At 71.1% G+C, this 18,539-nt stretch carries 17 protein-coding genes and 2 pseudogenes; 7 read left to right on the top strand and 12 right to left on the bottom strand.

Annotated elements, in window-relative coordinates:
- Positions 1-66: 66 nt before the first annotated feature.
- Both purH and purN read right to left on the bottom strand, forming a co-directional pair.
- A complete protein-coding gene (gene purH / locus ACFOX0_RS22780; protein WP_377549600.1) occupies positions 67-1,668 on the bottom strand; it encodes a bifunctional phosphoribosylaminoimidazolecarboxamide formyltransferase/IMP cyclohydrolase in 1,602 nt (533 codons plus the stop codon).
- Positions 1,669-2,286, bottom strand: a pseudogene (gene purN / locus ACFOX0_RS22775) (phosphoribosylglycinamide formyltransferase); the annotation flags it as partial.
- A gap of 230 nt (positions 2,287-2,516) precedes the next feature.
- Here purN and ACFOX0_RS22770 point away from each other — a divergent pair.
- On the top strand, positions 2,517-2,816 hold the full coding sequence (locus ACFOX0_RS22770; RefSeq protein WP_377549417.1) for a CD225/dispanin family protein: 300 nt from the start codon (positions 2,517-2,519) through the stop codon (positions 2,814-2,816).
- A gap of 24 nt (positions 2,817-2,840) precedes the next feature.
- On the top strand, positions 2,841-3,494 hold the full coding sequence (locus ACFOX0_RS22765; RefSeq protein WP_377549415.1) for a DUF4190 domain-containing protein: 654 nt from the start codon (positions 2,841-2,843) through the stop codon (positions 3,492-3,494).
- Between the two features lie 271 nt (positions 3,495-3,765).
- Here ACFOX0_RS22765 and ACFOX0_RS22760 read toward each other — a convergent pair whose 3' ends face one another.
- Positions 3,766-5,076, bottom strand: a complete 1,311-nt coding sequence (locus ACFOX0_RS22760) for a cell division protein PerM (RefSeq protein ID WP_377549413.1) — start codon at positions 5,074-5,076, stop codon at positions 3,766-3,768.
- Positions 5,077-5,232: 156 nt separating this feature from the next.
- Here ACFOX0_RS22760 and ACFOX0_RS22755 point away from each other — a divergent pair, with 156 nt between their 5' ends.
- Positions 5,233-5,484, top strand: a complete 252-nt coding sequence (locus ACFOX0_RS22755; protein WP_377549411.1) for a DUF4190 domain-containing protein — start codon at positions 5,233-5,235, stop codon at positions 5,482-5,484.
- An 85-nt stretch (positions 5,485-5,569) separates the two neighbouring features.
- Here the strand turns inward: ACFOX0_RS22755 and sucD are convergent, their stop codons facing one another.
- The 3 genes from sucD to ACFOX0_RS22740 all read right to left on the bottom strand — a co-directional run bounded on the left by sucD (position 5,570) and on the right by ACFOX0_RS22740 (position 8,509).
- On the bottom strand, positions 5,570-6,457 hold the full coding sequence (gene sucD, locus ACFOX0_RS22750; RefSeq protein ID WP_377549409.1) for a succinate--CoA ligase subunit alpha: 888 nt from the start codon (positions 6,455-6,457) through the stop codon (positions 5,570-5,572).
- A 2-nt stretch (positions 6,458-6,459) separates the two neighbouring features.
- A complete protein-coding gene (sucC, locus tag ACFOX0_RS22745) occupies positions 6,460-7,638 on the bottom strand; it encodes an ADP-forming succinate--CoA ligase subunit beta (protein ID WP_377549407.1) in 1,179 nt (392 codons plus the stop codon).
- A 466-nt stretch (positions 7,639-8,104) separates the two neighbouring features.
- Positions 8,105-8,509, bottom strand: coding sequence for a cobalamin B12-binding domain-containing protein (locus ACFOX0_RS22740; protein WP_377549405.1), 405 nt, complete (start codon positions 8,507-8,509; stop codon positions 8,105-8,107).
- 514 nt (positions 8,510-9,023) lie between these two features.
- Between ACFOX0_RS22740 and ACFOX0_RS22735 the strand changes: the two genes are divergently transcribed.
- Positions 9,024-9,740, top strand: coding sequence for a M23 family metallopeptidase (locus ACFOX0_RS22735; protein ID WP_377549403.1), 717 nt, complete (start codon positions 9,024-9,026; stop codon positions 9,738-9,740).
- A gap of 275 nt (positions 9,741-10,015) precedes the next feature.
- Complete coding sequence (locus ACFOX0_RS22730) at positions 10,016-10,768, top strand: M23 family metallopeptidase (protein ID WP_377549401.1); 753 nt, start codon at positions 10,016-10,018, stop codon at positions 10,766-10,768.
- A 12-nt stretch (positions 10,769-10,780) separates the two neighbouring features.
- Here ACFOX0_RS22730 and pcrA read toward each other — a convergent pair whose 3' ends face one another.
- The gene (pcrA, locus tag ACFOX0_RS22725; protein WP_377549399.1) at positions 10,781-13,198 is read right to left on the bottom strand and encodes a DNA helicase PcrA; all 2,418 of its coding nucleotides are present in this window, start codon (positions 13,196-13,198) and stop codon (positions 10,781-10,783) included.
- 77 nt (positions 13,199-13,275) lie between these two features.
- Between pcrA and ACFOX0_RS22720 the strand changes: the two genes are divergently transcribed.
- Together ACFOX0_RS22720 and ACFOX0_RS22715 are read left to right on the top strand one after the other, a co-directional pair.
- On the top strand, positions 13,276-13,452 hold the full coding sequence (locus ACFOX0_RS22720) for a hypothetical protein (protein WP_377549397.1): 177 nt from the start codon (positions 13,276-13,278) through the stop codon (positions 13,450-13,452).
- A 277-nt stretch (positions 13,453-13,729) separates the two neighbouring features.
- On the top strand, positions 13,730-14,041 hold the full coding sequence (locus ACFOX0_RS22715; protein ID WP_377549395.1) for a chorismate mutase: 312 nt from the start codon (positions 13,730-13,732) through the stop codon (positions 14,039-14,041).
- A 102-nt stretch (positions 14,042-14,143) separates the two neighbouring features.
- On the opposite strand, the gene ACFOX0_RS22710 is transcribed toward ACFOX0_RS22715, so the two are convergent.
- From ACFOX0_RS22710 to ACFOX0_RS22690, 5 genes and pseudogenes are all read right to left on the bottom strand, one after another.
- Entirely contained in the window at positions 14,144-15,157 is a 1,014-nt protein-coding gene (locus tag ACFOX0_RS22710; protein ID WP_377549393.1) for an ABC transporter ATP-binding protein, read from the bottom strand.
- Positions 15,150-16,193 carry an ABC transporter ATP-binding protein gene (locus ACFOX0_RS22705; protein WP_377549391.1) on the bottom strand — a complete coding sequence of 348 codons (1,044 nt, stop codon included), beginning with the start codon at positions 16,191-16,193 and terminating at the stop codon, positions 15,150-15,152. Before ACFOX0_RS22705 ends, ACFOX0_RS22710 begins: the two co-directional genes overlap by 8 nt.
- 8 nt (positions 16,194-16,201) lie before the next feature.
- Entirely contained in the window at positions 16,202-17,179 is a 978-nt protein-coding gene (locus tag ACFOX0_RS22700; RefSeq protein ID WP_377549389.1) for an ABC transporter permease, read from the bottom strand.
- A complete protein-coding gene (locus tag ACFOX0_RS22695; RefSeq protein ID WP_377549387.1) occupies positions 17,172-18,098 on the bottom strand; it encodes an ABC transporter permease in 927 nt (308 codons plus the stop codon). Before ACFOX0_RS22695 ends, ACFOX0_RS22700 begins: the two co-directional genes overlap by 8 nt.
- 142 nt (positions 18,099-18,240) lie before the next feature.
- Positions 18,241-18,539: pseudogene (locus ACFOX0_RS22690) on the bottom strand (ABC transporter substrate-binding protein); the annotation flags it as partial.

The raw sequence follows: 18,539 nt of genomic DNA, 5'->3' as shown, positions 1-18,539 counted from the left end.
CCGGCCGCCCGATCCCGTGCGACCCAACGGGGGCACAGCCCGGTGCGCGGGAGGGTGCGGTGTCGGTCAGTGGAAGAAGTGGCGGGTGCCGGTGAGGTACATGCTGACGCCGGCGGCCTGGGCGGCGGCCAGGACCTCCTCGTCGCGTACCGAGCCGCCGGGCTGCACGACGGCCCGGACCCCCGCGTCGATGAGCACCTGCAGGCCGTCCGCGAACGGGAAGAAGGCGTCCGACGCGGCCACCGCGCCCCGCGCCCGCTCGGCACCGGCGCGGCTGACCGCCAGGTACGCCGAGTCGACCCGGTTGACCTGTCCCATCCCCACCCCGACGGTGGCCCCGTCGCGGGCCAGCAGGATGGCGTTGCTCTTCACCGAACGGATCGCCCGCCAGGCGAACGCCAGGTCGCGCAGCGTCTCGGCGTCCGCCGGGTCGCCGGCTACCAGCCGCCAGCTGTCCGGGTTGTCGCCGGGGGCGTCGATCCGATCGGCCAACTGCACCAGTACGCCGCCGCTGACCTGCCGCCACTCGGCCGGCTGCGGGCGCCAGGCCGGTGCCCGCAGCAGCCGCAGGTTCTTCTTGCCGGAGAGCACCTCGATCGCCTCGGCCGCGAAGTCGGGCGCGACGACCACCTCGGTGAAGACGTCCGCGATCTGCTTGGCCAGCTCGACCGAGACGGTGCCGTTCACGGCGATCACCCCGCCGTACGCGGAGACCGGGTCACAGGCGTGCGCCTTGCGGTGGGCCTCGGCCACGTCCGTGCCGGTGGCGATGCCGCACGGGTTGGCGTGCTTGATGATGGCGACCGCCGGCAGGTCCGGGCCGAAGTCGTTGGCCGACCGCCACGCCGCGTCGGCGTCGACGTAGTTGTTGTAGGACATCTCCTTGCCGTGCAGCTGCTCGGCCTGGGCCAGCCCGGCCGGCGCGTCCGGATCGGTGTAGAGCGCCGCCCGCTGGTGCGGGTTCTCCCCGTACCGCAGGGTGGCGCGCCGACCCAGGGCGAGGCCGGCGAACTCGGGCCAGTCCCGCTCGGGCGCCGCGGGTGCCGAGGCCGCCGCGGGCTCCGCCGTCGCCGCGAACCAGTTGGCCACCGCCACGTCGTACTCGGCGATGTCGGCGAAGGCCCGCGCCGCGAACGCGCGGCGCTCGGCGAGGGTGAAGCCGCCGCCGGCCAGGGCGCGCAACACCATCGGGTACGCGGCGGGGCTGGTCACCACGGCCACCGAGGCGTGGTTCTTGGCGGCCGCCCGCACCATCGCCGGACCGCCGATGTCGATCTGCTCGACGCACTCGTCCGGGCTCGCGCCGGCGGCCACCGTCTCCCGGAACGGGTAGAGGTTGGACACCAGCAGGTCGAACGGCCGGACGCCCAACTCGTCCAACTGCCGGACGTGGTCGTCCAGGCGCAGGTCGGCCAGCAGGCCGGCGTGCACCTTCGGGTGCAGGGTCTTGACCCGCCCGCCGAGGCACTCCGGGAAGCCGGTGACCTCCTCGACCGGGGTGACCGGGATGCCGGCCGCCGAGATGACCCCGGCGGTGCTGCCGGTGGAGACGATCTCCACCCCGGCGTTGTGCAGAGCCTGCGCGAGGTCGGTCAGTCCGGCCTTGTCGTACACGCTGACCAGGGCGCGCCGGACCGGACGGCGGCCGTCCGAGGAGGGGTTGCTCACGCCGATCGAGACCTTTCGTCCGGTGATGGTCCAGCCCTCGCGGACCAGCCGGCCGACCTGCTCGACCAACTGCTGCCGCTCGGCCTGCTTGATGCGTTCGGTGAGGGTGTCCTCGTCGTCGTCGTCGAGCACCGGCACCGCCACCTGGGCGACGATCGGGCCGGTGTCGACGCCCGCGTCGACGAAGAACAGGGTCGCCCCGGCGACCTTGACGCCGTATGCGAGCGCGTCCCGCGGGCCGTGGATCCCGGGGAACGCGGGCAGCAGGGCGTTGTGGGTGTTCAGGTATCGGTCGCCGAAGGCGGCGAGGAAGTGCGCGCCGACGAGCTTCAGGAAACCGGCGGAGACGACCAGGTCGGGCCGGTACTCGGCGACCCGCTCGGTGAGCGCCCGGTCCCAGTCCTCGCGACTGGGATAGGACCTGACCGGGCAGACGAAGGTCGGCAGTCCTGCCGCCTCGGCACGCTCCAGACCCGTGATACCGTCCCGGTCCGCGCCGACCGCGACGACCCGAGCGCCGTACGCCGGGTCGCGGCCGGCGTCCAGAAGCGCCTGGAGATTGCTGCCCGATCCGGAGACCAGTACGACGACGCGGGCGGCCGATCCGGGCTCAGTCACGCTCAGCACCCTAACCGGCGCACCGGTCCGGGCGGTCGGCGGCACCGCCGGATTTCATCCGGAGAACCGGCCGGGACCGCTCCCATCGGCATGTCGCCGTTCGCGGGCCCCCGCCAGTGGCATTGAGCAGGTACGCTGCCGGTCGCTCGGGCAATGAGGCCCGAACCCATCCACACTCACCGTCATATTATATTGACGTTGAGTAGCGCTCTTGAGGAGTTCGTCAACCAATGCAACCCGGCTACCCCTCACAGCAGCCGCAGCAGATCGACAACAACATGACGATGTCCATCGTCGCGATCTTCCTGTGCTGGCCGCTGGCGATTCCCGCCATCATCAACGCCTCCAAGGTCAACCCGGCTCTCCAGCAGGGTGACTACGCCGGGGCCCAGGCCGCCGCGGCCGAGTCCAAGAAGTGGTCGAAGCTGGCTCTGATCATCGGCGCCTGCCTGTGGGCCGTCAGCATCATCTGCTGCATCATCTATTTCGTGGTCCTCGCCAGCGCGGCGAACTCCGCGAGCAGCTACTGAGCCACTGCCTAGTTAGGAGCTTCCATGCAGCCCGGCTACCCCGGCCAGGACCCGTACGGCCAGCAGCCGCCGTCCCAGGACCCGACTGCGCCGCAGCACCACGACCCGTACGCGCAGCAGCCGTACGGCCAGCCGACCTCGGGACAGCCGGCGTACGGGCAACAAGGTCCCACCTCCGGCCAGCCCTATGGTCAGGACCCGTACGGCCAGCCGCAGTACGGGCAACCGCAGTACGGCCAGGACCCGTCGGGCCAGCCCCAGTACGGCCAACCCACGTCGGGCCAGCCGTACGGCCAACCCGTCTCGGGGCAGCCCCAGTACGGCCAGGATCCGTACGGCCAGCCCGCCTCGGGACAGCCGTACGGGGCCGCTCCCGGCTACCCGGCGTACGGGCAGCCGGGCCAGGGTCAGAACAACACCCTCGGCCTGCTGTCGATGATCCTCGGCATCGCGGCGATTCCGCTGCTCTGCTGCTTCAACGTCGGCATCCTGGTCGGTATCGCCGCGGCGGTGCTGGGCTTCCTCGGCAAGCAGAAGGCGGACCAGGGGCTCGCCTCGAACCGGGGCCAGGCCATGGCCGGACTGATCTGCGGCGCGAGCGCCGCGGCGCTCGGCATCGTGCTGATCATCCTCAGCGTGGTGGCCCGGGTCAGCCTGCCGGGCACGATCGGCAACTGACCTCCACCCACCGCACCTGGCGGGGCGTCCCGGATCCGGGACGCCCCGTCCCGCTTTCCCGGCCGGCCCCACTCCGCGAACTCACCCGGCCGCCATACACACCGGCCGGGCGCCACCCGGCGATCCCGCCGGGCCGCCGCACACACCGGCCGGGCGCCACCCGGCGATCCCGCCGGGCCGCCGCACACACCGGCCGGGCGCCACCCGGCGATCCCGCCGGGCCGCGTCCCCGGGGTCGGGGTGGCCGGCGAACCACGGCCGGCCGGGTGGCTCAACCGCGGCCGCGGGTGTCGCCGCGGTCGGGGGTGGCGAAGGCCCGCACGGCGGCGGCACCGATCATCGCTCCGACCGCCACCACCAGCGCGGCGACCAGGGCGACCTGCCAGCTCACCGGACCGATCCGGGCCAGCCGACCGGCGCCGAGCGAACCGCCGGAGACCAGCGCCGCGAGGCCGAGCAGCACGGCCGCCACCGGACCGGCCGTGGCCGCCGCGCCGAGCAGCGGTCCCCACCCGACCTCGGTGCCCGCCCCCGGCCCGGTCGACCGCCGGATCCGCCGGTACAGCAGCACGCCGGCACCGATCCCGGCGAGCACCGGCACCAACAGCAGGGCCGCCCCGAAGCCACCGACCGGGCCGTGCGGAAGGCCGGCCAACAGCGGTACGGCGGGCAGCCCGCCGAGGGTGACCTCGGTGGTCCGCACGGCGGTGCCCACGCCGACCGCGAACCCGGGTCCGAGCAGGTAACAGGCGGCCCAGACGGCGGCGTTGGGCGAGTAGGCCAGGCTGACCAGGGTGATGCCGGCCTGCCCGGTGACCCCGGTCCGGTAGGCGGCGATCATGTCGCTGGCCTCGCCGCCCCCGGTCGCCACCGCCAGCCCGGCGACCGCCGCCCCGGCGGCGAGCACCAGCAGCGCGGCGACCAGACCGGTACGTACCCCGTCCCGCAGCACGGCCGGGGTGGACCGGGCCAGCAGGCTCAGCACGCCGGTCCGGCGCAGGGCGCCGACCAGGGCGGCCGCCGCACCGAACCCGGCCAGGGTGAGCCCGGCCCGCAGCGGGTCGGCGACCGGTGCGTCGTCGGCGACGAGCGACGCGGCAAGGGCACCCAGCAGCCCGTACCAGAGGCCTACCGTGACCGCGACGCCGAGCGCCCGGCCCGGCGGTGACCCGCCCCGCCGGTTGCCGGCGGCCCGGCTGACGTGCAGTCCGGCCCGGGCCACCCGCCAGGCGGCGAACGCGCCCAGCGCGAGCGGCGGCAGGGCCAGCGGCCCGGCGCTGGTCTGCAGCGGTACGCCGTGCCCGAGCAGCCAGGCGGCGAGGCCGACCCGGGCGGCTCCGACCGGGGTGGTCGCCTCCCCGGCGAACCGGGCGAGTCCCATCACCAGCGCCACCGGCAGGTACGACACCAGGGCCGCCCAGCCGGTGGCCACGGCGGCCGCGACGATCAGCGGTGCCCGGCGCGGACCGGACCTGCCGACGTCCGGCCGCTCGGGCCGACGTGCGGCCGGCCCGAGCCGAGCCGGCGGATCGACGTCCGGCCGACCTGGACGGTGGGGGTGATCGGGGGTGACGGCAGACATTGAGCCCTACTCTGGCACGTCACCCGCTTCCGAGGGGGTCGACACCACCGCCTCGCGTCGGTGACTTTCTCCGAATATCCGCCCCAACCGCCAGGTACCGGATTAGCCTCGGTGCCGGGAGTTCGATCATGAGACGTCGGCAGGCCGGAGGTCCGGATGACTGGTCCATATCCCGCACAGCCGCGCGCCGGCAACGACCGTTCGGTCCTGTGGGGCGTTCTCGGCATCGTGCTCGGCCTGATCTGCTGTGGACTGCTCGGGTTCCTGTTCGGCTACCTGTCGATCCGGGACGCCAAGCGGTACGGCAGCTCGCCGACGCTCGGGTACGTGGCCATCGCGGTGGGCGTGATCAACCTGGTCGCCAGCCTCGTCCTGCGGGCCACCGGCTCCTACCCGTACTGGCGCTGATTTGCCGCCGTCGGCCGGATCGGCCGGTGGTGGGACGACGAAGCGGGGGCCGGCTGTGCCGGCCCCCGCTTTGCGTGCCTGTCGCTCAGCTGCCGGACATGATCTCCCGCATCAGGTTGGCGGTCTCGGTCGGCGTCTTGCCGACCTTGACGCCGACCGCCTCCAGCGCTTCCTTCTTCGCGTCGGCCGTGCCGGCCGAACCGGAGATGATCGCGCCGGCGTGTCCCATGGTCTTGCCGGGGGGCGCGGTGAAGCCGGCGATGTAGCCGACCACCGGCTTGGTCACGTTGGCCTTGATGAACTCGGCGGCCCGCTCCTCGGCGTCGCCGCCGATCTCACCGATCATCACGATCGCGTCGGTCTCCGGGTCGTCCTGGAACGCCTTCAGCGCGTCGATGTGGGTGGTGCCGATGATCGGGTCACCGCCGATGCCGACGCAGGTGGAGAAGCCGATGTCGCGCAGCTCGTACATCATCTGGTAGGTCAGCGTGCCGCTCTTGCTGACCAGGCCGATCCGGCCGGCGCCGGTGATGTCGGCCGGGATGATGCCGGCGTTCGACGCGCCCGGCGAGGCGATGCCCGGGCAGTTCGGACCGATGATCCGGGTCCGCCCGCCCTGCGCGACGTTGTACGCCCAGAAGGCGGCCGTGTCGTGCACCGGCACGCCCTCGGTGATCACCACGGCGAGGTCGATGCCGGCGTCGATGGCCTCGATCACCGCGGCCTTGGTGAACTGCGGCGGCACGAAGATGACGGTGGCGTCCGCACCGGTGGCGGCCATGGCGTCGGCGACGCTCGCGAACACCGGAAGTTCGGTGCCGTCGAAGTCGACGGTCTGCCCCGCCTTACGCGGGTTGACCCCACCGACCACGGTGGTGCCGGCGGCCAGCATCCGTCGGGTGTGCTTGGACCCCTCGGATCCGGTCATCCCCTGGACGATGACCTTCGAGTCCTTGGTCAGCCAGATTGCCATTGTCAGACCCCCGCAGCCGCGAGCTCGGCGGCCCGCTCGGCCGCTCCATCCATGGTGTCGACCCGCTCGACGAGCGGGTTGGCCGCGCCTTCCAGGATCGCCCGCCCGGCCTCGGCGTTGTTGCCGTCCAGCCGGACGACCAGCGGCTTGGTCACCTGCTCGCCGCGCTGCTCCAGCAGGGCCAGCGCCTGGATGATGCCGTTGGCGACCTCGTCGCAGGCGGTGATGCCGCCGAAGACGTTGACGAACACGCTCTTGACCGAGGGGTCGGACAGCACGATCTCCAGGCCGTTGGCCATCACGGCGGCGCTGGCGCCACCGCCGATGTCGAGGAAGTTCGCCGGCTTGACCCCACCGTGCCGCTCACCCGCGTAGGCCACCACGTCGAGGGTGGACATGACCAGCCCCGCGCCGTTGCCGATGATGCCGACCTCACCGTCCAGCTTGACGTAGTTGAGGTCCTTCTCCTTGGCCCGCTGCTCCAGCGGGTCGACCGTGGCCTGGTCGACCAGGGCCTCGTGGTCGGGGTGCCGGAACGCGGCGTTGGCGTCCAGCGTGATCTTGGCGTCCAGCAGCAGGACCGTGCCGTCCGCGGTCCGGGCCAGCGGGTTCACCTCGACCAGCGTGGCGTCCTCGGCGACGAACGCCTGCCACAGGCCGACGGCGATCTCGGTGATCTGGTCCGCGACGTCGGCCGGGAAGCCGGCCGCGTCGACGATCTCCCGCGCCTTGGTCCGGTCCACCCCGGTGTTCGCGTCGATCGCGACCTTGACCACCTTGTCCGGGGTCTCGGCCGCGACCTGCTCGATGTCCATGCCGCCGGCGACGCTGGCGATGCACAGGAAGGTGCGGTTCGCCCGGTCCAGCAGGTAGGAGAAGTAGTACTCCTCGGCGATGTCCGCGGTCACCGTGATCATGACCTTGTGGACCGTGTGGCCCTTGATGTCCATGCCGAGGATGTCGGTGGCCCGGGCCACCGTCTCGTCCGGCCCCTCGGCGAGCTTGACCCCACCGGCCTTGCCCCGGCCGCCGACCTTTACCTGGGCCTTGACGACCACTCGGCCGCCGAGGCGATCGGCGATCGCGCGGGCCTCCTCCGGGGTAGTGGCGACGCCGCCGGCGAGCACGGGCAATCCGTGCCGCTCGAACAGCTCGCGCCCCTGGTATTCGTACAGGTCCACGATTGCGCGTCCCGTCCCGTCTCCGCGGCGCGCCGTCGCGCCGCCGCCAGCGTGAAAAAAGAGTTGACCCCTGTTGTTGAGTGAAACAGGCCGTCGGCCGCAGCCTAGCGAGGACGCCGATACCGGCAACCGAGCGGGTACGCGGTGTGCGGTAATCCACACGCGGTGGTGCTCGCGCCCGGGCCGCCGGAAATCTTCCGGTGATCCGACCGGCAACCCGCGTAACCCCGTCCGCGACCCGTCGTTGAGTTCTGTGTCGGAGCGCTGATCAGCGCGATGACAGGCGGCCGATGCCCTGTCGGTCGAGGGGTGGCGGCGGGGCATCGTGCATAGAGGGGCCGGACGTGTGAGGGGTGCGTCCGGCCCCTCCCCCTGTCCAAACCCGACCGGACCCCGACGGCCACGCCGCGGCCGGACCCCGACGGCACGCCGCGATCCGGATCCTGGCGGTACGACGCGGTCGGGCTCAGCCGACCGGCTGGCCGACGTGTTCGCGGACCCACTCGACGATCGACTGCGTGGTCGCGCCCGGAGTGAAGATCTTGGCGACGCCGAGCCGTTCCAGCTCGGGAATGTCGGCCTCGGGGATGATCCCGCCACCGAACACGACCATGTCCTGGGCGTCCCGCTCGGCTAGCAGCTCCACCACCCGCCGGAAGAGCGTCATGTGCGCCCCGGAGAGCACCGACAGGCCCACGGCGTCGGCGTCCTCCTGGATGGCCGCCTCGACGATCTGCTCGGGCGTCTGGTGCAGCCCGGTGTAGATGACCTCCATGCCCGCGTCCCGCAGGGCCCGGGCGACCACCTTGGCGCCGCGGTCATGCCCGTCAAGGCCCGGCTTGGCGACGACGACCCGAGTCCGTGAGCTCATCAGCGCAACACCCTTCGAGGACATACCCGGCAACGACCTGAACGAACGGTAACGCGGGCCCGGCCGGCGACGGAATCCGGGACCACCGACAGCGCCCGGGCGACCCGGTCGAAACCAGAGTGCGAGAACCGACCGACCGAGCCCGACCGGACCCACCGGCGTCGCCCGAGGGTGCCGGCCAGGGCCCGGGACAGACCCCGAATCCCCTAAGGGAAACCCGGAGAATGACGCCAGCGGTGGCCGAACGGATGACCAGCCGTCATACGCATCGTCACAGATAGCCACTATCGAGCCCAACCACAAAAGACCACAAAACCGGATGATATAGAACGGACAGGAACACAGCGTGTCAGGAATTCGGCGGTGCAACTTGTGACTTGACTAGGGGTTGGCTACCGTGGCTGACGGTCGTCACACCAGTCCCACCGGACCGATGCGCGACAAGGTTTCACCGGAATTTCACCGCAACCCAGGCCGGTGACAACCGCCAACGAGCAGACAACGGAGGGTGTTCGTGCGTCAGCGCCTGTCGTCTGAGCCCGATAGATATCGCGGCCGACGCCGCGTTCCCACCCCTCCCCGCACCCGCTACGCAGCGGTCGTCACCGGTGCCGTCGTCGGTGCCGGTCTGGTCGCCCTCGGCGCCGCCGGGATGCCGGACGCCAAGACGGTCGACCCCTCGGTCCTGTCGGACCTGCAGCACGCCGCCGCCGCCAAGGCCGACCTCAGCGCCCGGGCCGACGACGCCAGTCGCGCCTCCCGGGGCGTGGACCGCGCCGACCTGGCCAGCTCGATGGCCACCACGCAGGACGTGTGGATGCTGCCGGTGGAGGACTTCAACTTCACCGCGCCCTACGGAGTGCGCTGGGGCAAGCTGCACACCGGCATCGACCTGTCCGCCAAGGAAGGCACCCCGTACCAGGCCATCCACGCCGGCAAGGTGGTCAAGGCCGGCTGGTTCGGTGGCTACGGCTACGCCGTGATCCTGCAGCACCCGGACGGCTCCGAGTCCATCTACGGCCACTCGTCCCGGCTGCTGGTGCAGGAGGGACAGCAGGTCAAGGCGGGCCAGCAGCTCGGCCTGGTGGGCAACACGGGCCACTCGTACGGCTCCCACCTGCACCTGGAGATCCACGTCGACGGCGCTCCGCAGGATCCGATCCCCTGGCTCGCCGAGCGGGGTGTGGACATCCAGCTGCAGACCGACAACTCGCTCGGCGCCGCGTCCTGACCCTGGGCGTCGCACGCCCGACCGCCCGGACCGCTGGTTCGGGCGGTTTTTTCGTGCCTGGCGGAAAGCCCGGAAGTTGTCCTTCGCCACACCCGAAACCGTGACCGGCGCCACCCTGGGACACCCGCTGGTTACCGGTCAGTAGGGTTCAAAGACGGGCATAGCCGACCACCCGGGCCGAGGCGACGGTCACCCAACCCGTACCCGGGCGGCGCCGGGCCAAACCGGGTCGACCACCATCTCCCGGTCAGTGTCCCCGACCTCGAAGGTTGCTCGTGCAGGAGAACATCCCGACCGACAGCGCAACCCCGAACGACGACCGGACCCCGCGCCACGCCGCCGGCCGGCGCCGGTATGCGATCGGCGCCGTCGCCGCGGCCGGTCTGCTCGGCCTCGGCGCGACCGGCGTCACCCTCGCCACCGCCGACCGGGCCGCCAGCGAGACGCCCCCATCCAGCTCGGTCGCCGCCGAGGTGCAGGCCCGGGCCGACGCCGCCCAGCGGGCCGACCGGTCCGACCGGCAACCGGCAACCCCCACGGGGAGCCCCACCGCCACCCCCAGCGCCCGGGCCACCACCAAGGCACCGGTGCGCAGGAGCACGCCGAAGCCCAAGCCCAAGCCGCGGCCCGCCTGGGTCAGCCCGATGCCGGGCGCCGGGACGACCTCCTGCTTCGGCCTGCGCGGCGGCGTCCAGCACGCCGGCATCGACCTGGCCGAACCGGCCGGTACGCCGATCCACGCCGCCGCGGCGGGCACGGTGACCGACGCGGGCTGGGCGTTCAGCGGCTACGGCATCTCGGTGGTGATCGACCACGGCAACGGTTACCTGACCCACTACGCCCACCAGGAGCGGACCGTGGTCGCCGTCGGCCAGCGGGTCAAGGCCGGACAGCTCATCGGCTACGAGGGCGCCACCGGCGACGCGAACGGGCCGCACCTGCACTTCGAGGTGCACCAGGGCACCCTGTGGAACCAGATCGACCCGACCCCGTTCATGCGTCAGCGCGGGGTGAACCTGGGCTGCTGAGCGCCGCCCCGGTCAGAGCTTCTCGATCGGGGCGTGCCGCAGCACCAGCCACATGGTCTGGTCACCGAAGTCGATCTGTGCCCGGGCCCCGGGGCCGTGGCCCTCCACGGCGAGCACCCGGCCCAGGCCGTACCGCTGGTGGTTGACCCGGTCCCCGGCGGCGACCTTCGGTGCCTGCGGCAGCTCGCTGGCGGTGGCGAGCCGACTGCCGTCGACGCCGAGCCGGGCGGCGAGTTGCGCGGCCTTCGGCGTACCGCCGGCGAAGCCGCCGCCCCGACCGGCCGGCATCCGGTCGCCGGCCGCGCCGCGACCGCCGACGCCGCCCCGGCCGCCGGACCAGGAGGTGTACGCGGCCTCGGTGCGCTCCCAGCGCAGCAGGTCGCCCGGCAGCTCCTCCAGGAACCGCGAGGCCGGGTTGTACGACGGCTGGCCCCACGCCGAGCGGGTGACCGCCCGGGACAGGTAGAGCCGCTGGCGGGCCCGGGTGATGCCGACGTAGGCGAGCCGGCGCTCCTCCTCCAGCTCCCGGGTGTCACCGAGCGAGCGCAGGTGCGGAAAGACGCCGTCCTCCAGCCCGGTCAGGAAGACCACCGGGAACTCCAGCCCCTTGGCGGTGTGCAGGGTCATCAGGGTGACCACGCCCTGGTGGTCGGGATCGTCCGCGGGGATCTGGTCGGCGTCGGCGACCAGCGCCACCTGTTCGAGGAACCCGGCCAGGGTGGCCCCCGGGCCACCCTCCTCGGCCAGCGCCTCGGCCCGTTCGGTGTACTCCCGGGCCACGCTGACCAGCTCCTGGAGGTTCTCCACCCGGCCGGCGTCCTGCGGGTCGAGGCTCTCCTCCAGCTCGGCGAGGTAACCGGAGCGGGTCAGCAGCGCCTCCAGCACCTCCTCGGGCGGCGCCGTGGCGGCCAGCTCGCGTACCCCGTCCAGCAGGGCCACGAACTCGGCGATGGCGTTCGCCGCGCGGGTGGAGATGCCCGGCGCGTCGCCGGCCCGGCGCAGCGCGGCGCCGAACGAGATCCGGTCCCGGCCGGCGAGGGCCTCGACGCAGGCCTCGGCGCGGTCGCCGATGCCCCGGCGGGGGGTGTTGAGGATCCGCCGGATGCTCACCGTGTCGTCGTCGTTGACCACGGCACGGAGGTACGCCAGCGCGTCCCGGACCTCCTTGCGTTCGTAGAACCGGACCCCACCGACCACCTTGTACGGCAGGCCGACCCGGATGAACACCTCCTCGAAGACCCGGGACTGCGCGTTGGTGCGGTAGAAGACGGCCACGTCACCGGGGCGGGTGTCGCCCTCGTCGCAGAGCCGGTCGATCTCCCGACCCACCCAGTCCGCCTCGGCGTGCTCGGTGTCGGCCACGAAGCCGACGATCTGCTCGCCGGCGCCGGCGTCGCTCCACAGCCGCTTCGGCTTGCGGGAGGTGTTGTTGTCGATGACCGCGTTGGCGGCGTTCAGGATCGTCTGGGTCGAGCGGTAGTTCTGCTCCAGCAGGATGGTGCGGGCGTCGGTGAAGTCCCGCTCGAACTCCAGGATGTTGCGGATCGTGGCGCCCCGGAAGGCGTAGATCGACTGGTCGGCGTCACCCACCACGCACAGCTCGGCCGGGTCGATCCCGGCGGTGCCGCCGTCGGCCGCGCCGGACCCGCCGACCAGCTCCTTGACCAGTGTGTACTGCGCGTGGTTGGTGTCCTGGTATTCATCCACCAGGACGTGCCGGAACCGGCGGCGGTAGCTCTCCGCCACGTGCGGGTGGGACTGCAGCAGGTGCACCGTCGTCATGATCAGGTCATCGAAGTCGAGCGCGTGCGCCTCGACCAACCGGCGCTGGTAGAGCGCGTACGCCTCGGCCAGGGCGCGCTCGTTCGGCCCCTTCGCCCGGTCGGCGAACTCCACCGGGTCGACCAGCTCGTTCTTGAGGTTGGAGACCTGTGCGGCCAGCCCGCGGGCCGGGTAACGCTTCGGGTCCAGGTCCAGCTCCCGGGCGACCATCTGCATCAGCCGGCGGGAGTCGTCCGCGTCGTAGATCGAGAAGGTGGACTTCAGCCCGGCGTGCTCGTGCTCGGCCCGCAGGATGCGCACGCAGGCCGAGTGAAAGGTGGACACCCACATCAACCGGGCCCGGGGGCCCACCAGGGCGGCGACCCGCTCCTTCATCTCACCGGCGGCCTTGTTGGTGAAGGTGATCGCGATGATCTCGCCCGGATGCACCTGCCGGGCCGCGAGCAGGTAGGCGATCCGGTGGGTCAGCACCCGGGTCTTGCCCGAGCCGGCACCGGCGACGATGAGCAGCGGCGAGCCGGCGTGGGTGACCGCGTCCCGCTGCGGGCCGTTCAGTCCGGCCAGCAGCGCTGCGGGGTCCAGACCGGCCGCGGCCACCGGGCGGGCGGGTCTGGCGGGCAACGGTGGGGTTTCGAAGAGAGCATGCATCGCACCGCGAGTCTATGCCGACCGCCCGACATCCCCGCCGCCCGCCGTACCGTCCGGGTCCCCCGTACGGCGGGTCGGTGCTGCGCCATCTCGCGGCGCCCGCCCTCGCCCTGGCCGTCGTGGCCACCCTGCCGGTGGCCGGCACCGCCCGGACCACCGCACCCGGCTTCGACGTCGACGCGCTGGTCGGCTACCTGGGCGCCGGCACGCCGGTCGCCCCGGGACCCGCCAACCGGATCACCAAGCTGGGCTGAGCCACGCCGTACCCGGTCCGGGCCGTCCCCGTGACGACCCGGACCGGGTACGCCCGGCGGGCCGCCCGCTCTGCGGGAAAGCTTGCGGGAGGCGGCCCGGCTTGGGCATACTCGACGGCGTGCGGACGCGATTTTACTTTTACTACGGCTCCGGGAGTCCGGCAGCCGTGGGTCGCGCCTGATCAACTGACCTACGAAAGCCCCGGGCTCTTGGAGCCCGGGGCTTTTCGCTTCGGGATCCGGACAGACGGTGGCCCCAGCAACGAGGGAGCACCACATGCCTACCGACGTCGCAGACTCCTCGACCGGTTCCGCCGGCGCCCAGACCGGCACGAACTCGCCCGAGGCGTCCCAACGCATCCAGGCCATCCGCGAGCGGATCGACGAGATCGACGAGACGCTGATCGCGCTGTGGCAGGAGCGGGCCGCCCTGTCACAACAGGTGGGCGCGACCCGGGTCGCCAGCGGCGGCACCCGGCTCGTGCTGTCCCGGGAACGGGAGATCCTGGACCGGTTCCGGACCGCGCTGGGTGCGGACGGGACGCAACTCGGGCTGCTGATCCTGCGCGCGGGCCGCGGCCCGCTCTGAGCCCACCCGGCCGGGAAAACGCACCAGGGCCCGTCCGGCACGGACAGACCCTGGTGCGTTCGTGGACCGTGCTCCCGGCCGGACGGACCCGGCGCGGGCGGATCAGACCTCGTGCGTGGCGACGATCTCCCGCTTCTCGGCGAAGTGGCAGGCGCTGGGGTGGTCGGTGCCGGGCCGCTCGACGAGCAGCGGCACCTCCTTGGCGCAGATGTCCTGCGCCTTCCAGCACCGGGTGCGGAACCGGCAACCCGACGGCGGGTTGGCCGGGCTCGGCACGTCGCCGGTCAGCCGGATGATCGCCTTCTTCTCCCGGCTGGTCGGGTCCGGCACCGGCACCGCCGACAGCAGCGCCTGCGTGTACGGGTGGGTCGGCCGCTCGTAGATCTCGTCCTCGGTGCCGATCTCGGCGATCTTGCCGAGGTACATCACCGCGACCCGGTCCGACAGGTGCCGGACCACCGACAGGTCGTGCGCGATGAAGACGTACGACAGGCCGAACTCGCTCTGCAGCTGTTCCAGCAGGTTCATCACCTGGGCCTGGATCGACACGTCCAGGGCGCTCACCGGCTCGTCGCAGACGATGATCTCCGGCCGCAGGGCCAGCGCCCGGGCGATGCCGATCCGCTGCCGCTGACCGCCCGAGAACTGGTGCGGGTAGCGGTTGATGTGCTCCGGGTTGAGCCCGACCACGTCCAGCAGTTCCCGGACCTTCTGCCGCCGGCTGCCCCGGGGGGCGACCTCCGGGTGGATCTCGAACGGCTCGCCGATCAGGTCGCCGACCGTCATCCGGGGGTTCAACGAGGTGTACGGATCCTGCATGACCAGCTGGATCTGCCGGCGCATCCGACGCAGGGCGCTGCCCTTGAAGCGGGAGATGTCCTGCCCCTTGTAGAGGACGCTGCCGGCGGTCGGCCGTTCCAGGTTCATCAGCACCCGGGACAGCGTGGACTTGCCACAACCCGACTCGCCGACGATGCCGAGCGTCTCCCCCGCCTTCAACTCGAAGGAGACCCCGTCCACCGCCTTGACCTGGCCGATGGTCTTCTTGAAGACCACGCCCCGGGTCACCGGGTAGTGCTTGACCAGGTCACGTACTTCGAGGATCGTCTCAGACACGGTTCACCAGCTCCTCGGCGAAGTGGCAGGCGCTGGCCCGGCTCGCGCCGAGCTGCAGCAGCGGGGGCACCTTCTCCTGGCACACCTGCTGGGCCATGGGGCAGCGCGGATGGAACGGGCAGCCGGTGGGGATCCGCATCAGGTTCGGCGGCAGGCCCTTGATCGTACGCAGCTCCTGGCCCTTCTCGTCGATCCGCGGGATCGAGTTGAGCAGACCGATCGTGTACGGGTGGGCCGGGTTGGCGTACAGCTCGTGGACGTCCGCCTGCTCGACGATCCGACCGGCGTACATGACCGCGATCCGGTCCGCCACGTCGGCGACCACGCCCAGGTCGTGGGTGATCAGGATCATGCCCATCTGCCGCTCGCGCTGCAGTTCGGCGAGCAGGTCCATGATCTGCGCCTGCACCGTCACGTCGAGAGCCGTGGTCGGCTCGTCGGCGATCAGCACCTCCGGGTCGAGGGCCAGCGACATCGCGATCATGACGCGCTGCCGCATACCGCCGGAGAACTGGTGCGGGAACTCGGTGACCCGCTGCTTGGCGTTGGGGATCTTGACCAGGTCGAGCATCTCGACGGCCCGCTTCTTGGCCTCCTGGCGGCTGAGACCCTGCCGGATGCGGAACTGCTCCCCGATCTGGAACCCGACGTTGAAGACCGGGTTCAGCGCGGACAGCGAGTCCTGGAAGACCATGGCGATGCCCGCGCCGCGGATCTTCCGCCGCTCCTCGGCCGACATCTTGAGCATGTCGCGACCGTGGAACCGGATCTGGCCGCCGGTGACGAAGCCGGGCGGGGTGTCGAGGATGCCCATGATGGTCTGGGCGGTGACGCTCTTGCCGGAACCGGACTCACCGAGCACGGCGAGGGTCTCTCCCGCGTCGACGTGGTAGGTCACCCCGTTGATGACCTTGGCGACGCCGTCACGGGTACGGAACTCCACCCGGAGGTCTTCGACCTCGAGCAGCCGTCCGGCCGGCCGGCCGGAGCCTTCTGAGCTCGGGCCGGACCGCTGGGAAACGAGTATGTCGGACACTGGATCTCCTACCGGAGTTTCGGGTCGAGAGCTTCGCGGACCGCCTCACCGAGCATCACGAAGCTGAGCACGGCGAGGACGAGGAACGCGGCCGGGAAGTACAGCAGGTACGGGGAGACCCGGATCCAGTCCTGCGCCTCGTTGATCATGATGCCCCACGAGACGACCGGCGACTGCAGGCCCACACCGAGGAACGACAGCGTCGCCTCGGCACCGATGAACGCCCCGATCAGGATCGTCGAGTAGACCAGCAACGGCGCCAGGCAGTTCGGCAGCAGGTGCCGGAACACGATCCGGCCGGCACCCGCGCCGAGCGCCCGGGCGGCCATGATGTAGTCCGCCTGCTTGGTGGCGAGCACCGACGACCGCATGATCCGCATCGACACCGGCCAGGTGAGGATCACCAGCGACACGATCACCAGCATCATGATCTTGAACTTGCTGTTGTTCGAGCCCGGCTGGTTGAACGTGGTGAGGATGACGATCGCGCCGAGCAGGAACGGCAGGCCGAAGAAGATGTCCGCGATCCGGGACAGCAGGGCGTCCACCCAGCCACCGCGGTAGCCGGCGACGATGCCCATCGCACCGCCGAACAGGATCGTGCCGAGCGTGGACAGCAGTGCCACCACGATCGAGGCGCGGGTGCCGTAGATGACCCGGGCGAAGACGTCCCGGCCCTGCACGTCGTACCCGAACCAGGCGTTGCCGCCCGGCTCGACCCGGCTGCGGGCCAGGTCGCCCTGGGTCGGGTCCACCGAGGAGAACAACGACGGGAAGGCCGCCATCACGACGAACAGCGCGATGAACGCCATCGAGATCCAGAACATCGGCTTGTGCCGCAGGTCGTACCAGGCGTCACCGAGCAGACCACGCGGCTTGTCGGCGCGCCGCTTGCCGGATTTATTCGGCGGCGCGGTGGTGTCCGCCGCGCTAGGCTGCTCCACGGTCGGTGTGGTCACCATCGATCCGGCGGTCGGGTCACTCATAACGGATCCTCGGGTCCAGGGCGGCGTAGAGCAGGTCCACGATCAGGTTCATCAGCAGATAGACAAGGACCAGGATGACGACGATGGAGACCACCGTCGACCCCTCCTTGGTGATGATTCCGCGGAAAACCTCTCTACCGACGCCGTTGATGTTGAAGATGCCCTCGGTCACGACGGCGCCGCCCATCAGGCTGCCCAGGTCGGTGCCGAGGAACGTTATCACCGGGATCAGCGAGTTACGCAGCAGGTGCACCCCGACCACCCGCCGCATCGGCAGGCCCTTGGCGATGGCGGTGCGGACGTAGTCGGCGCGCCGGTTCTCGGCGATGCTCGTTCTGGCCAACCGGGCGATGTACGCCATCGAGATGCTACCGAGCACCAGGCCGGGTATCAGCAGCTCGTCGAACCGGACCTCGCTGGAGACCGTCGGCTTGATGATGTGCCACTGGACACCGAGCAGGGTCTGCAGCACGAAACCGGTGACGAAGGTCGGCAACGCGATCAGGAACAGCGTCGAGACCAGGACCAGGTTGTCCAGGAAGCCGTTGCGGCGCAGGCCGGTGAGCACGCCGGCGGTCAGGCCGATGATCGCCTCGACGGCGAGACCCACCAGGGCGAGCTTGATGGTGTTCGGGTACGCCGCGGCGATGATGTCGTTCACCGACCGGCCACCGAAGGTGGTGCCGAAGTCTCCGGTGAGCAGGTTCTTCATGTAGTTGCCGTACTGCACGATGACCGGCTCGTTGAGCTTGTACCTCTCGGTCATCTGCGCGACGTACTGCTCCGGGCAGCGCCGGTCGCCACACTTGCCGGCGAACGGATCACCGGGCACCGACCAGACCAGGTAATAGATCATGAATGTGGTCCCGATGAACACCGGGATCAGTTGGAGAAGCCGCCTCAACAAGTAACGGCCCATGGGTCGTCCTCCAGGTCAGCGCGTCGGACGCCCGACACGGATAGCGATACGACGACGAGCGCGCGGTCCGCGCGCCCTCGGCAGGGGACGGCCCCGGGCCGGGCCCACCGATAGGTGAGGCCCGACCCGGGGCACGATCGCGTTACTTGAGTTCGACCGAGGCCAGGTCGATCGGGCCCTTGGCGCTGAGCTCGACCTTCTTGAGCTTGTCGGAGTAACCCGACTGCTGACCGTAGAAGTAGATCGGCATGGACGGCACGTCCTTGTCGACCAGCGCCACGGCGTCGGCGAACTTGGCGTGCGCCGCCTCGACGTCGGCCGCCGCGGTGCCCTCCTTGTAGAGCTTGTCCACCTCGGGGTTGGTGTACTGGCCGTCGTTGGAGGAACCGCCGGTGACGAACAGCGGACCGATCCAGTTCTCCACGTCCGGGTAGTCCTGCT

It is taken from the genome of Micromonospora zhanjiangensis (assembly GCF_042650605.1).
In the GTDB taxonomy this organism is placed as follows: domain Bacteria; phylum Actinomycetota; class Actinomycetes; order Mycobacteriales; family Micromonosporaceae; genus Micromonospora_J; species Micromonospora_J zhanjiangensis.
Note: the sequence above shows the minus strand (reverse complement) of the source record. Positions and strands in the feature narration are given on the sequence as shown.

Coding starts and splice junctions, on each gene's coding strand:
- ACFOX0_RS22770 (WP_377549417.1), top strand. CDS start 2,517: ATGCAACCCGGCTACCCCTCACAGCAGCCGCAGCAGATCGACAACAAC.
- ACFOX0_RS22765 (WP_377549415.1), top strand. CDS start 2,841: ATGCAGCCCGGCTACCCCGGCCAGGACCCGTACGGCCAGCAGCCGCCG.
- ACFOX0_RS22760 (WP_377549413.1), bottom strand. CDS start 5,076: ATGTCTGCCGTCACCCCCGATCACCCCCACCGTCCAGGTCGGCCGGAC.
- ACFOX0_RS22755 (WP_377549411.1), top strand. CDS start 5,233: ATGACTGGTCCATATCCCGCACAGCCGCGCGCCGGCAACGACCGTTCG.
- sucD (WP_377549409.1), bottom strand. CDS start 6,457: ATGGCAATCTGGCTGACCAAGGACTCGAAGGTCATCGTCCAGGGGATG.
- ACFOX0_RS22740 (WP_377549405.1), bottom strand. CDS start 8,509: ATGAGCTCACGGACTCGGGTCGTCGTCGCCAAGCCGGGCCTTGACGGG.
- pcrA (WP_377549399.1), bottom strand. CDS start 13,198: ATGCATGCTCTCTTCGAAACCCCACCGTTGCCCGCCAGACCCGCCCGC.
- ACFOX0_RS22715 (WP_377549395.1), top strand. CDS start 13,730: ATGCCTACCGACGTCGCAGACTCCTCGACCGGTTCCGCCGGCGCCCAG.
- ACFOX0_RS22700 (WP_377549389.1), bottom strand. CDS start 17,179: ATGAGTGACCCGACCGCCGGATCGATGGTGACCACACCGACCGTGGAG.
- ACFOX0_RS22695 (WP_377549387.1), bottom strand. CDS start 18,098: ATGGGCCGTTACTTGTTGAGGCGGCTTCTCCAACTGATCCCGGTGTTC.